General features: G+C 66.4%; 13 protein-coding genes and 2 pseudogenes. 7 read left to right on the plus strand and 8 right to left on the minus strand.

Annotation, left to right across the window (positions count from 1 at the left end):
* Nucleotides 1-3: 3 nt before the first annotated feature.
* Genes B5557_RS08275 through B5557_RS08285 form a run of 3 tightly spaced genes read right to left on the minus strand, consistent with a single transcriptional unit; the run spans nucleotide 4 to nucleotide 2,446 of the window.
* Nucleotides 4-1,413 (minus strand): hypothetical protein, encoded by a 1,410-nt coding sequence (locus B5557_RS08275; RefSeq protein WP_159424348.1) that lies wholly within the window; start codon nucleotides 1,411-1,413, stop codon nucleotides 4-6.
* On the minus strand, nucleotides 1,308-2,069 hold the full coding sequence (locus B5557_RS08280; protein ID WP_079658507.1) for a hypothetical protein: 762 nt from the start codon (nucleotides 2,067-2,069) through the stop codon (nucleotides 1,308-1,310). Before B5557_RS08280 ends, B5557_RS08275 begins: the two co-directional genes overlap by 106 nt.
* Entirely contained in the window at nucleotides 2,066-2,446 is a 381-nt protein-coding gene (locus B5557_RS08285; protein WP_101375139.1) for a hypothetical protein, read from the minus strand. The genes B5557_RS08280 and B5557_RS08285 overlap by 4 nt, the downstream gene beginning before the upstream one ends.
* Nucleotides 2,447-3,199: 753 nt before the next feature.
* Between B5557_RS08285 and B5557_RS46185 the strand changes: the two are divergent.
* The 4 genes and pseudogenes from B5557_RS46185 to B5557_RS44970 form a co-directional block, all read left to right on the plus strand.
* Nucleotides 3,200-3,649, plus strand: a pseudogene (locus tag B5557_RS46185) (TniQ family protein); the annotation flags it as partial.
* Between the two features lie 810 nt (nucleotides 3,650-4,459).
* The gene (locus tag B5557_RS44965) at nucleotides 4,460-4,684 is read left to right on the plus strand and encodes a hypothetical protein (protein ID WP_231976302.1); all 225 of its coding nucleotides are present in this window, start codon (nucleotides 4,460-4,462) and stop codon (nucleotides 4,682-4,684) included.
* Nucleotides 4,677-5,105: pseudogene (locus tag B5557_RS46190) on the plus strand (TniQ family protein); the annotation flags it as partial. The gene B5557_RS44965 and the pseudogene B5557_RS46190, both read left to right, overlap by 8 nt.
* Nucleotides 5,106-5,285: 180 nt before the next feature.
* A complete protein-coding gene (locus tag B5557_RS44970) occupies nucleotides 5,286-5,633 on the plus strand; it encodes a hypothetical protein (protein ID WP_231976303.1) in 348 nt (115 codons plus the stop codon).
* Nucleotides 5,634-5,693: 60 nt separating this feature from the next.
* Here the strand turns inward: B5557_RS44970 and B5557_RS08300 are convergent, their stop codons facing one another.
* Complete coding sequence (locus tag B5557_RS08300) at nucleotides 5,694-6,809, minus strand: TniQ family protein (RefSeq protein ID WP_159424350.1); 1,116 nt, start codon at nucleotides 6,807-6,809, stop codon at nucleotides 5,694-5,696.
* A 297-nt stretch (nucleotides 6,810-7,106) separates the two neighbouring features.
* Here B5557_RS08300 and B5557_RS08305 point away from each other — a divergent pair, with 297 nt between their 5' ends.
* Both B5557_RS08305 and B5557_RS08310 read left to right on the plus strand, forming a co-directional pair.
* The gene (locus tag B5557_RS08305) at nucleotides 7,107-8,357 is read left to right on the plus strand and encodes an IS256 family transposase (protein WP_079657373.1); all 1,251 of its coding nucleotides are present in this window, start codon (nucleotides 7,107-7,109) and stop codon (nucleotides 8,355-8,357) included.
* A 65-nt stretch (nucleotides 8,358-8,422) separates the two neighbouring features.
* Complete coding sequence (locus B5557_RS08310; RefSeq protein ID WP_231976169.1) at nucleotides 8,423-8,662, plus strand: DNA-binding protein; 240 nt, start codon at nucleotides 8,423-8,425, stop codon at nucleotides 8,660-8,662.
* A 29-nt stretch (nucleotides 8,663-8,691) separates the two neighbouring features.
* Here B5557_RS08310 and B5557_RS08315 read toward each other — a convergent pair whose 3' ends face one another.
* On the minus strand, nucleotides 8,692-9,528 hold the full coding sequence (locus tag B5557_RS08315) for a TniB family NTP-binding protein (RefSeq protein WP_231976304.1): 837 nt from the start codon (nucleotides 9,526-9,528) through the stop codon (nucleotides 8,692-8,694).
* A complete protein-coding gene (locus B5557_RS08320; protein WP_231976305.1) occupies nucleotides 9,528-10,241 on the minus strand; it encodes a hypothetical protein in 714 nt (237 codons plus the stop codon). The genes B5557_RS08315 and B5557_RS08320 overlap by 1 nt, the downstream gene beginning before the upstream one ends.
* 219 nt (nucleotides 10,242-10,460) lie before the next feature.
* On the opposite strand from B5557_RS08320, the gene B5557_RS08325 reads away from it, so the two are divergent.
* Nucleotides 10,461-10,826 (plus strand): nuclear transport factor 2 family protein, encoded by a 366-nt coding sequence (locus tag B5557_RS08325; RefSeq protein WP_173877650.1) that lies wholly within the window; start codon nucleotides 10,461-10,463, stop codon nucleotides 10,824-10,826.
* 154 nt (nucleotides 10,827-10,980) lie between these two features.
* On the opposite strand, the gene B5557_RS08330 is transcribed toward B5557_RS08325, so the two are convergent.
* Complete coding sequence (locus B5557_RS08330; protein ID WP_079658513.1) at nucleotides 10,981-11,562, minus strand: DUF6262 family protein; 582 nt, start codon at nucleotides 11,560-11,562, stop codon at nucleotides 10,981-10,983.
* The gene (locus B5557_RS42705) at nucleotides 11,559-12,755 is read right to left on the minus strand and encodes a tyrosine-type recombinase/integrase (protein WP_107472569.1); all 1,197 of its coding nucleotides are present in this window, start codon (nucleotides 12,753-12,755) and stop codon (nucleotides 11,559-11,561) included. Before B5557_RS42705 ends, B5557_RS08330 begins: the two co-directional genes overlap by 4 nt.
* Between the last annotated feature and the right edge of the window lie 206 nt (nucleotides 12,756-12,961).

The following is a 12,961-nucleotide window of genomic DNA, read 5'->3' on the forward strand; positions in this document are numbered from 1 at the left end:
CGGTCAGGACTCCGCCGACGCGCGCTCGTGTGCGGTGATCAAGGAGGAGAGCGTCGGAGGCAGCCGGAGGTCCTTGCGCAGTTCGATGACCGCTTCGCCGTCGGCCACTCCGGGTTCCCCGAAGATGAGCGCGGCGACTGGGGAGGCGACCAGATGGCCCAGCATGATCTGGTTGAGAAGGTCCGTCAGGAGCTCGGTCGGCATGTCCGCCGCCTTTCGCGCCTCGGCCCAAGCGGTCAGCAACTGCCGGCATTCAGCTTCGACCCGGGTGTCGGCCAAGGCCGCGTTCCAGCCGTCCAGGAGCGCTTCCTTGATGTCTTCCTTCTGTTCGGCCGCCGCGAGCATGACTTGCAGAACGTACGGGTCCACCCGCGGATCCAGCAGCGACAGGAAGGCCCGATGTCCGGCCAGGTGCTTCTTCTCAGTGGCCCATTTGATGACGGTGCTCCACACCCGCGGCAGCTGGCCGTCGCGTGCCGCGATGTCCCGCAGCGCATCCTGCGCTGCCTGCACGGCCTCGTCCGTCTCAGACCGGTCGAGGATGTGCCTCAGGCGCACGAGGGCCTGACGTGGGTAGTGCTCGGCGAACTCGCCCTGGCAGACCAGTGCCACGACGGTCGCGACGGCCTCCGATTCGTCCTGAGCTGAGTCCAGGAGCAGGGCACGGACCTGGACGCCCAGTGTGTCCGCTTCGGCGGCGACTGTCAGGACACGGGCGATCAACTCACGGTGCTCCGTGCTGTCGGCGCCTTTGTCGATCCAGGCGTGGATCTGCTTGACGACACGGATGTCGTTCTCCGCGACGGCCAGTTCGACCAGAAGGTCGCCGATGGCGGCCAGCCGGTCGGCCCCGGGGCCCTTGGGCGCTGTGAGGGTGTCCAGCCACTGCAACAGATGGGGGTGGATGTCAGCCCGCTGCTGCCACAGGTGGAGCAGGACGGCACGTGCGTAGCCGGATTTGTGATCGAGGGAGACCGTCCTTCCGTTGACCTCTGCGCCCATCTTCGTCAGTCGGGTGGTCAGATCGGGTCCGGTAAGGATGGTGCGGACGTCCGTTTCCGGATCATCGCCCAGCAGCGCTCGGGCGCTGTTCTGGATGGTGAGCGCATCCTTGCCGTTGAGGAACAGGGACGCGATGAGCAGGGCACGGTCCTCGGGCTTGTCCTCGGTCTCCCTGAATACGTTCTTTACGGCCGTGCGCCACTCCCGGAAGGAGCCGAGGGCGTTCTTGAGGCCATCCGGCGAGTCGTCCGCGGAGGCAAGCTTGGCGGCCAGTCGGGCAGCATCGTCGGGACGACTGCTGTCGGTCAGCAGATGCCCAGCCTCGCCGGCAGAGCCTTCCTCCGTCGGCGTGGTGAGCCAGCGGATTCTGTCAGGAAGGTGGTGCACGTACTCCAGGTGCGACCTGGCCACGCGGTGCGGGGAGGGTCGGGCCGTGGCGCGGGCGACAACGCTGGCGACACGCCCTCGGGCCAGCCGTGTTCGTCGGCGATCACGACGAGGAAGGAGCCCGAGAACTTCAATTCCTCGGCGTAACTCACCAGTTGCTGGGCGACGAGACCGGGCTTGTGCCAGGAACTGATCTCCGCGGCCACGTCCAGCAGGTAGCACGTTCCCGGCTCGTCGGGCAGCTCGGTGATATCCGGTAAGCCTGGCCTTTCCCAGTCTGGCGCGATCGACTGGAGCTTCAGCGCCTTGCCCCCGGAGCGCTCCTCCGCTTGCGAGACCTCCCACAATGCCTTGATGCCGGCAGCGCGTTTGCCGTACCCGGAAGGCCCGGCGATGACGGCCAGCCGCGGCCCGCCCCCGGTAAGCCGCTCGATCGCGTCGGATGCCGTCCGCACCCTTTCGTCGCGCACGCTCAGCTCCACCCACGCCCGGCGTACGGCGCGGAGTTCGCTCTGCGGGATGTCGGTGACCGGCAGCGGTGGTTTCCTCGTCATCGTGACGGAGCCCGCGGCTACGATGATCTTCGAGTTCTGGTTCCCGCGGATCTGCACTTGCTGGCCGGGCGTCGGTGGGACGCCGGGTGGGGGCGGCACGGCCCCGTGAGCGGTCTCCTCGCTCACCGGCTCTGCTCCGGTGAGCGGTAGTGGAAGCCACCCGAGGCATTGATGTCGCCGTTGGAGATGACGACCATGCTCTCGGTGTTGTGGTGCACACTCGTCCGCGCCCCGTCACCGTTGTCTGCTCCCTTGACCTGGTCAATCAGGTCCTGCAGCTCCTGGACTGCGTCGGGATGCTTCCTCAGGAATACCGCCAACTGCATTTCCAGCTCGCTTCGCAGCTGTTGTTCCACCGACCCGCGTTCACTGGCCGCGCTGTCGAGGAGTTGCTGCCGTGACGAGTCGACCAGCTGCAGTTCCTGTTCAGCGCTCTCCTCACCACCACGCCGGAAGAGCCGGGCGACAGCAGCCCGCACGGAATCCCACGTGCTCTTGGCCATCTCGGTGACCAGAGCTCCGGCTCCCACGCCCGCGACTTGCATGATGTCCAACGCGTCCCCCAGGGTCGTATCCCCTACTCGGCGAGGCGTGCAGGGGTCGGCGGCATATTCGACACATCAGGGTGGATGTCTGTGCGGGGGTCGGTAATCGAAAGTATTTGCCACATATCTGAACGCGTAATTTTCAACTACCCGGAACCGGTCAGTCCTTGCGGGTGTGGTGAGGCGCACGTGAGACGAGGTAACTAAAACTCGGGCAAAACGGTCCACTGGCGGATGTTTTCCGAGGACATTTGGCCAATGGGTCGCTTTGGGTAATTGTCCTGAAGTGGGCGCAGTATGCAGATGTGAGCCCCGGGCGTCGGTTAGGCGGGTGACGCGTGAGCGGTAAACGGGGCGTGTGCGGTCCCCGGGTATAGAACCGGCCACGTAAGAGGGCCACGACAGCGGGACCGCTCGCACGCCATTGCTTCGGCCTGCACAGGGTCGGTTTCCTGCCCGGACTTCCCGATCGCACTGGGCGCATTGAGCGCTGCGGCGGCGGAGAGCCTCCAAGCTCCAGGGTCCGTCTGAGGACTGGGGCGAACCCAGCCGCGCCACGGGTGGGGATGTACTCGGTGGGCCAGGGCCGAGCTACAGCGCCTTCGCCCGCACCCGAAGATCAGCACGGACGACGACCCGCCGCAACCACACTGAAATGCCCGTTTTCCGAGGCCGCCTGTGCACCCTGGTCGGAAACACGGAAAGAAGACCATGGACGTCCCAAGCTCCTTGCGCAGGCTGGCGTTGGTCCCCGAGCCGTACTCTGGTGAGTCGCTGCTCAGCTGGGTGGATGCGCTCGCGCGCCTCAATCAGGTCTCCCGGCCCATGGCGCTGCGACTGACGGGCATAGCCAACACCTCAGCGCTGTCGGACAGCTTCGGCCACCACATCAGCGACACCGTCGTTCACTCGGTTCGCCTCACCACCGGGCTGACGGAAGAACAGGTGCGGGGCATAACGCTTGCCCGCTACGCAGGAGTGGCACTGGACCCACTGCCGCAACCTGACGCGGAAGGACGGTACGCCCTGGGCGGCTGGAGATATTGGCAGCGGAAAGTGTTGCGCCCGCATTCCAGCGCCTGCCCGGTGTGTCTGAGTGAGAACGGCGCCCGGTGGCTGTTGAAGTGGCGGCTGATTTGGTCCTTCGCGTGTGTCGAGCACCAGCGTTACCTGATCTCGGAATGCCGAGGTTGTGACGCTGGCCTCCATCCCCCGAGGCCCGGGACTCCTCAGTCCTGGATCTGCCCCGGGCCAGCTCCTGGCTGGGGACGCTACAAGCCGAGCAGGCCCTGTGGCCGTGACATCCGCCGCATGACTGCGAAGCCAGTCCATGACGTCCAACTTCTCGACTGCCAGCAGCGGATCGACCGCCTCCTGGATGGTTCTGGAGACCCATCACGCGAGCAAGTGCGCGAGCTTTTCGGAGCGTTGTACCGATCGATGCAGGAGGCGTGGAACGCGGAGCGGCCGGTGCACCTCCCTCGCACCGACAAGGTCGTCGACCAGGCCTGGGGCAGAGACCACGCACCCGACGGCTTCCGCTGGCAGCCTCGCCCACTGATCGTGGCCGCCGCTCTTAAGATCGCAACCGAGGCTGGCCTCGGCTCGGAGAACGGTAGGACAAGCAAAGCAGCAGACCAGGTGAAGGCGCGGCCGAACTGGGGGCCTCCCCGGCCGCGGATCCTCGTACCCCGTGGCGAGTTCCAACTGCCTGCGAACCGCTTCGGAGGTTACTGCCACCACGAAGGCTGCGGAACCTGGGTGCCGGCTGGGCACGGTGCGAGGGTGAACGACGCATCAGGCGGAGGCACTTACTGTCCACAGCACGCGGACCAGTTCATCGCCCAGGCATGTCCTCGGGCACACTCCGGACCGATCACGAGCACTGACCCCCGACTCCGATTCCTCGACGCGCGGCTCTGTGAGGAAGAACGGCGGCTTCAAGAGGGGAACGCCGAACTGTCAGAGCGGGTGATCGCGGGTCAGCGGCTGATCCTGGACGCCTGCATAGACACCGATCCACGAACCAGCGAGGGGAAAGCGCTGCGGTATGCCGCACGGTGCCTGCTGCTGCCCTACGTCAGCCACCCGGAGTTTCGGCCGACGTGGCTGCCTCGACGGGGTGAGAACCCCGCGTACCCCATCGCGGAGGGCTCGACCGGCGGGGCCAACGGCGAGATGGTGGGCCGTGGCTGACCAAGAGCGAGTCCGGCGGCTCGGGTCGGTTGCGACTCCGTTGGCCGGGGAGTCGTTTCTCAGCTGGGTCGACACCCTGGCTGTTACCTGGAATGTGCAGCGCGGAGTGGCTTTGCGGGAACTGGGGCTGCCCGGCCGGCCGGATTTCGGCGCAGCGCAAATTCATCTGAGCCCTGAAGGGCTTGAAGGAGTGTGCCGACGGACGGGGCTGCGGCCGGTGCAGGTGAAGCGGATACTGTTTTCCTTCTACGCTCCTACGGCACTGCCCCAGTTCGCGTCCTACGAAAGTCGGAAGTGGCCCGTCCGCGTTCCTTGGCTGCGGCGCGATCACTCGGCGGCGTGTCCTCTTTGCCTGCAGGCGTCGGAGGGCCGCTGGTTGCTCAGCTGGAGGTTGAAATGGACCTTCCTGTGTGCGGATCACCTGGTGTACTTGGTGGACCGTTGTCCACGCTGCAATCTGCGGCTCTATTGGCGTCATGAGTGGACCGGTGCTGGACAGCGGGAGCACTGCACTCGGCCCTTGGGGCAGCGAAATCGTGCGGCCATCCGCGCAGGTGCCACAGTGTGCGGGTTCCGGGTCCTGGAGATTCCAGCAGTCCCTGTGGACGACGAAGAGGCTGTCCACGTCCAACGCCGTGTCTCCGCGCTGCTCACACCCGCAGACGCCTCGCACAATGATCTGTCGCGCCGCTTGATGGTAAAGATGTCAGAGATCGTCCGAGATGCTGCACAAAGGAAGACGATGGGCGCCATGCTCGACCGGATGGAAGACAGCGTCGTACGAGCCGTCGAGAGCGTGAGGCCACCTTTCGATGACCACCCACCGTTGTCGTGGACGCTGGAGAACGGATCGCCCGCCGCCGTTTCCGCCCTCGTGCGTATTGCCGCCCGCACTGTGCTGTTGGACAGCCCGGGTGCCGACGCCGCCGCTGACGGTGCGATCAACTAATAGGGCCCCGGCCTGACTGCAACGAGTCACGGCGTGCCGTGGCGAGAATGCCTCGACGACTCAGCGAGGCACAGAGCCGCAATTGTCTGATGTGGTGGCGCGATCGACGTGCTTGGAGCACAGAACCAGCGGACCGTCCTTCGTCTGTGCCACGACTCCTTGCCCTGGCGGTACCCAGACCAGGCAGGCGACAGCCCGGCACGTGCCGCCGAAGCGGTTGACCGGCGCCACGGCTCCGGTCGCCCTGGGAAAGCCGTCCGTCGACCACGAGGCCATGTCCACCTGATCGTGGACCCTTTGGGCGGTGCCGAGGCCACCCAGCGTGGCGATCTTGATAAGGGCCGCGGTCAGCAGCGGATCGTCCAGATACGACAAGATACCGCCGTGGCCGCGCCACCGCCGGTGGAGCACGGCCTCGGTGTCCGGAAGCGACGGGGCGAAGTCGTAGCCGCCGGTGATGTCCTCCAGCGCCAGGTGCAACGTGCGCAGGATGTCTGTGCTGCCCGGACGGTGTGGATGGTCGACGAGATCGTCGAGACGGCGCTGGCATTCAAGGAGGTGTGGGTCGGACAGTCGGGGCGGACGCATGCGCCAGATGGAGCGCTGGCAGACGACCCCCGGACGTCTCCAGTCGGGCTGGCCGCACACCACAGCGCTTCCCAGACTAGGAATCACCTGATGCAGACCCCTGCCGCAACCGCGGCAGGAACTGATCAGGAAAGCGCGGTGGCGTACACAGGCGAAGGACCAGATCAGACGCCATCGCAGCAACCACCGTCCGCCGTTTTCCACCAGACAGGCTGGACACGCGCGCGACCGGAGCGGCTGGGCAAGTCGCTGGCGGTGCAACCGCATGGCGATCGTCCGATGGTTCACAGAGGAAGGCGCCCCCGCCAGAACACCATCCGCATAATGCATGAGCGTTATCCGACGGAGTTCCCCGGCCGACAAGCCGGTGGTCACCCCCACGCGAGCCATCGTTCCTGTCGGAAGATGGGTGCCGAAGCGCACGCTGGGCCGGTACGTGGAGCCGCCGGGGCGGGCAAAGGCCGAGAAGCGCAGGGCATGCAGGCGGCTGATCCGGTTGAGTCGGGCGAGTGCGTCGACCCAGCTGAGCAGGGACTCACCGGGATACGGCTCCGGTACCAGAGCAAGGCGACGCAACGATTCGGACACACGCAGAGCATGCCAGTGAGCCCTTATCGGGCCACGTCAGGCGCTACTTGTGTCCTCAGGCACTTCCGTCTGCTGCGGCCGACTTCTTTTTCGGCTTGCTTGTGCTCTTAGACGACGGGCGGGACCGCAGTTCGACAACCTTGGCGTAGGTACGTTCGTGGTCGTACCGACAGGGAGCAATGCTCAAGACTTGTGGATCAGCCTCGGGTTGGCGCGTGAAGGGCGTACCTTCCCGAATGATCCTGTGATGGTCATCGAGTAGGCCGACGTTGGCGCGTCGGTCGGGAAGGCACGCCCGTGCTCACGGTAGTCAACGAAGACGGAACGACACCACACGGCTCCCTGATCGACGAGATCGTCCGGGAGGGCGCACGGCGGATGCTGGCCGCCGCGCTGGAAGCCGAAGTCAACACCTACATAGCCGAGTTGGCTGATCAGCGGGACGCGTCCGGGCGGCGTCTGGTGGTGCGCAACGGCTTCCACCAGCCGCGGAAGGTCACGACCGCGGCCGGGGCGATCGAGGTGAAGGCCCCGCGGGTCAATGACAAGCGCGTCGACGAGGCCACCGGGGAGCGCAAGCGGTTCTCCTCGGCGATCCTGCCGCCCTGGGCCCGCAAGTCCCCGAAGATCAGCGAGGTGCTCCCTCTGCTCTATCTGCACGGCCTGTCGTCGGGTGACTTCGTGCCCGCGCTGGAGCAGTTCCTCGGCTCCTCCGCCGGCCTCTCGCCCGCCACGGTCACCCGGCTGACCGGGCAGTGGCAGGCCGATCACACGGCATTCGGCGAGCGTGACCTGTCGGCGACGGACTACGTGTACGTGTGGGCCGACGGCATCCACCTGCGGATCCGCCTGGCCGAGGCGAAGTCCTGCGTGCTGGTCGTCATGGGGGTGCGCGCGGACGGCACGAAGGAGCTGATCGCGATGGCCGACGGCTACCGCGAGTCCGCCGAGTCCTGGGCCGACCTGCTGCGTGACTGCGCACGGCGCGGGATGCGCGCTCCGGTCCTCGCGGTCGGCGACGGAGCACTGGGCTTTTGGAAGGCCCTGGCAGAGGTGTTTCCCGAGGCCCGCCATCAGCGGTGCTGGGTTCATAAAACGGCCAATGTGCTCAACGCGATCCCGACGTCGGCCCAGCCCAGCGCGCGAAAGGCGCTGCAGGACATCTACAACGCCGAGGACCGCGACCATGCGGTGAAAGCCGTCGCCGCATTCGAGAAGACCTACGGCGCGAAGTGGCCCAAGGCCGTCAAGAAGATCACCGACGACGTTGACGAGCTGCTGGCGTTCTACGACTTCCCGGCCGAGCACTGGGTTCACCTGCGCACCACGAATCCGATCGAATCGACCTTCGCGACAGTGCGGCTGAGGACCAAGGTCACCAAGGGCGCCGGCAGCGCGGCCGCCGCACTTGCCATGGTCTTCAAGCTCGTCGAATCCGCCCAGGCGCGCTGGCGAGCGGTCAACGCGCCCCACCTCGTGGCACTCGTCCGTGCCGGAGCCCGCTTCGAACGCGGCCTCCTGGCCGAGCGGCCGAAGGCGGCGGCGTGATGAACCAAAGACGCCGACCGGGGCGATCTTGGCCGCGAAGCAACCGCGGCTACGCTCTACTCAAAGTGGACATCGTCGAGGACGACGCCTGGTCGTCCCAGCCAGAAGCCGCCCGCAGCCTGGGCATCACGCTCATCCGCGTCGGGATGCTCATCGCCAACCGCCGTCTCATACCGGCAGAGAACCCGGCTGGTCAGGCTGGAGTCACAACTGCCAGCGTCCAAGCCGAGGAAATCTGGCGAGCGAACGCGACAAAGCGAGCGAAGCTCGCCCGTCTCCTGAAGGACACGATCAACTGGTTCTGATCACTGATCCACAAGTCTTGACGATAGCTCTACGACAGGACGATGGAGTCCATGATCTCGCGCGTGATGGCCTCAGTTCCGAGCTTGACAGCGCGCACGGCACTGCGGCGGATGAGAGCGTGGAGACCAGCGATGCTGCCGTTGGTGCGGTCGTGGAGGTAGCGCCAGTGTCGGCGGGTCAGGCTCTTCTTCTCGTGCGCGTGGTTGGCGATGAACTTGATGTGGTCATTGGAGGCCCGCCCCTCCTTTTGGGAGCAGTCCAGGAAATGCAGGTCGTCAAAGACGAGCAACTGCGTACCGCATGCCTTGAGCGCGGTCAGGACACGATCGTCGATGGTGTCCTTGGTGCCGCTGGTAGGCACATTCAGGTAACGGGCGATCGCGATGGAGATCTGCTTGGGGGTGACCTGGTCGGCGAGGGAGATGTAGACAACGGGGACGTACGCCCCCAGCCGATCAGGGGCAAACCGCTCGGGGAAATCCTCGCGGAGGTCGAGCTCGAACTTCCGGCCGATCATCTTGACCAGAGTGGACTTACCGACCGTAGGTGGGCCGTCGATGAGAAGTCCCAGCCGAGCTCCGGGTGGAGCCATCTCGTTCGCATCGAGCAGTTCCGTGATCTCCGATTCGAAGTGCTGAACGGCAGGAGTCCAGGCCAGAACCAAGGCGCTGTGATACCGGTTGCGGCTGCGGATCAGACGACGCCGTTCCGGATCGTCTTCGGCCATCGCCACATAGGTGTCGTACGGGGGAAGGCGAGGACGGGGTGGCGGTTCGTAGAAGACGTACGCGAACCAGTCCTCCTTGGTACGCGGTTCGGCCAGACCGGGATGGGTGCTGTCGGAGTCCTTCGGCGGCAGGGCCATCACAGTGTGTCGTCCTCCTCTGGACGGCCGCCCCACACCTCGTACGCCGGCAGAGTGTCGAAGTCGATCGTGGCCTCTCCTTCGTCGTCCGCGGGCAGCGGTGGCACGGCCCGCAGGTGGGAATCCTTGACCGATGCCTCGGCGGCGGAATCGACAAGGTCGGTGCGAGCTTTGTCCCGCGCCGCCGCCCTGGCTCGCTCGGCGTCCCGGGCCCGCGCCCGGCGGGAGCGTGCGGTGGACGCCTCGGCGGCGTCCGTGCGGTTCTGCAAGTCCAGCAACGCGTCCAACACGGCCTCTTGATCCTCTGGATTGCGCCCTCGTTCGCGCAATTCCTGCTTGACCTGGCGCAGCGTGATGTCCGTGAACGGCTCCAGCCCGGTCAGGGCATGCGTCCAGCGCAGAGTGTGCCAGTCGCCGGTGTAGGGGTCGTGGAGGTAGACCTGTGTCATGTCCCGCGGGTCGTAGCGGACCGGCCAGGCGCCCGTGGCGTGTGCGTAGGGGGACTTGGCACCGTTGTACGTGCCCGTGATGGGCGCGCTGTAGTGCAGGTAGTCCTTCTGGATGCGGCGGTCGTGAATCCCGCACCAGTGGATCGGCAGCAGCTCCAGGAACAGGTTCGGATCGCGTGGGGCAGCGATGTAGCCGCAGCGGTGCACCGCCAGCCGGTAAGCGTCGTTGGGTGACAGGCTGATCTCCGGGAATCCCGGCAGCACCAGCCCTTTGTGCTGGCGCCGCTGGTAGACCGCTTTACCGACCGCAGGAGCTCGTGAACCGGCTCTGAACTGCGGCGATTCATAGACTACATGTTCGTGACGATGGGATGGGGTCCTCGCTGTAACTCGACCCTGCGGACCTCGACCCCGGACTGTTGTTGATCACTCCGGGCCAGATATTCGCTGTGTCCGGGGGCCGGGTGTTCGTAGGGTCCGTGCATGACGGACGAGAGTGAGCGGGCAGTGCAAGCGGCCATTGATGGGGAGTTGCGGCTTCTGGATCCTGAGGTGCGTGCTTCTCCAGCCCTCGTTTTGGAGCTTCTGGATCCGGAGTTCACCGAGATCGGAGCGTCTGGTCGCTGGTGGGACGTGGAGTCGATCCTCACGGTGACGAGTGGGGGAACAGTGTCCTCGGAGTCGCCGGTCAAGGTCAGCAAGATGTCCGGGACCGTCCTGGCTCCGGGGATCGTTCACCTGACGTACTTCGCCGACAACCAGGAGCGCCGGGCATGGCGGAGCTCCTTGTGGCGCCTGACCGAGACGGGCTGGCGCCTGTACTTTCACCAAGGCACTTTGGCCAGTTGAAGGATGTCTGCCCCGCCGTCGGCGAGGGCGGCAGGAGCACATCTGTCCTCCCACCGAAAGGCCGCAGGTGGGGCCAAACACTCACTTCCGGAATCAGTGGGATGGCCCGTCCACCGGGACGGTGGACGGGCCATGAGATGCCGGCGGGATGTGATCAGGCTGGTGGTTCCGGCCCGGTGAGGCGGGCTTCGAGGTCGGCGACCCGTCGGTCCTGGAAGCGGAGGTTGGATCGGGCGGCTTTGAGCCGCTCGTCGAGGGTGCGGTTGTCGGCGGTCAGCTGGCGGACCCTTTGCTTGAGGGTGGTGTTCTCCGTGGTGATCCGCTGGACGACCTCTTCGGTCCACTCGGCTTGCAAGTCCCTGATCTGGCCGAGGAGTTCACCGATTCGGGTGCGCTGGGCGAGGATCTCGGCCTGGGCGGCCTTGAGTGCGTCCTCGGCGTTCAGCGCGCGCTCGCGCCAGGTCGCCTCGCGCTCGTCGTCCTGTTCGACGAGCATCCGGGTCCGGTGATCACCTGCCTCGGTCATCGCCGTGGCGATGGCGGCCCGGGCCTCGGGGTTGGCATAGAGGAAGGTGCGTGAGACGTTCGCCCGCCGGGCGACAGCGGCGACGCTGACCTGGGCCTTCTCCCGGTGGAGCCGGGCGATGGACTCACGGACCCGTAGGAGGGCCGTTTCGGTCTTGCTGCGTCGGGCCGCCAGGGCAGCGGCAGTGCGGGGTTCGGGGACGCTGTTCATGCGACGTCCTGTTCGGGATCGGTGTCCTCGGCTGTGCACGTATCGCTGTACTCGTCTGGCTCGGCGCCGCCCGCGTGAGCGAGGTCGGCGGCGCGGAAGGCCGTGGACCACACGCGGTGGAAGTAGTCCTGGGGTTTGCGCAGATCGAGGGCGAGGGCGTCATCGAGAAGGCCAAGGCCGGCCAGGGCCTTCTCCAGGCCGTAGATGGCGCGGGCGGTCGGCTCGAAGTAGCGGTGCAGGTAGTCGGCGGTCGCGTCGTCGGGGGCGCCCTCGGCCAGCAGCCGCCACTGCTCGCGCTTGCGCCGCCAGTAGAGGAGGTCGGCGCCGGACAGGACGAACTTGTCGCAGTTGTGGCAGTCAAGGTTCCAGGGGCAGGCGCCGCCGTCGATGACGGGCTGGAAGGTGCAGAACCCGCCCTCGGCAGGTGTGCTGCGGCGGGACAGGTCGATCGCGAGGGACTGGGCCTGCTCGCGGGTGAGCGGGGCCGTCGGCTCGGTGAGGAGTTCGCCGGGGTTGGCGGTGCCGGGGCCGGTGACCCAGACGTGCTGGAGGACGTCCTCCAGGTCGGACTGGGTCAGGTGGATGTAGTGCTCGGCCATCCGCTCGGAGACGTGGCCGAGGTAGCGGCGGACGTGGGTCAGGCTCGCCCCGGCCCGCAGCAGGCTGGTGGCCAGACTGTGCCGGGCCTGGTGAGGGACCCACCGGCCGATGTCGAGTTCGTCGATCCACGGTTTGAAGCCCTTGTGGAACCAGTTATAGGACAGCGGCGTGCGTCCGTTGCGGTTGCGCTGGTTCGTCGGGAACAGCGCCATCTGGGCCCGTTCCTCGACGGTGGGCGGCCGGTTGTTCCGGGTCTCGAACAAGGCGAGGGTCTTGCGCTGGCGGTCCTGCAGGAGCTGGTGGACCCGTTCCGGGACCCTCAGCGCCTGGTCGTAGTTGCCGACCTTGGTCTGGTCATGCCAGAGCATGGGGAGTCCGCCGTAACGGCCGAGGCAGTCCAAGCGAAGTTTGAGCACCTCGCTGCAGCGGCGGCCGGTGACGATGATGGTCTCCCAGGCGTCCCGCAGGCCGCGGTCGAAAGGGTCGTAGGTCTCCGCGAGCCCGCGCAGGTTGGTCTCGTCGGCGAGCGCGCGGGCGACACCGTCGGCGAACGGCGGCCGAGCGCGGCTGACCATCCGCCCTGGGGCGGGCATGGCGGCGATGAAGCCCCGGTCCAGGCCGAGGCGTTCGGCCTCTGGAGTTCCAGGAAAGTGCTCATCTCCAGACCGGCTCGGCGCATGTCGTCGAAGGTGCCTCCGCTGCGGGGACAGCTCGGAGAACGCAGGATCGCGACCAGGTGGTCCCAGATCAGGTCACGCAGCCATCGCTGCGAGACACCGGTGAGGTCGATGCGGATCGC

The sequence above is a fragment of the Streptomyces sp. 3214.6 genome (assembly GCF_900129855.1).
GTDB lineage: Bacteria > Actinomycetota > Actinomycetes > Streptomycetales > Streptomycetaceae > Streptomyces > Streptomyces soliscabiei.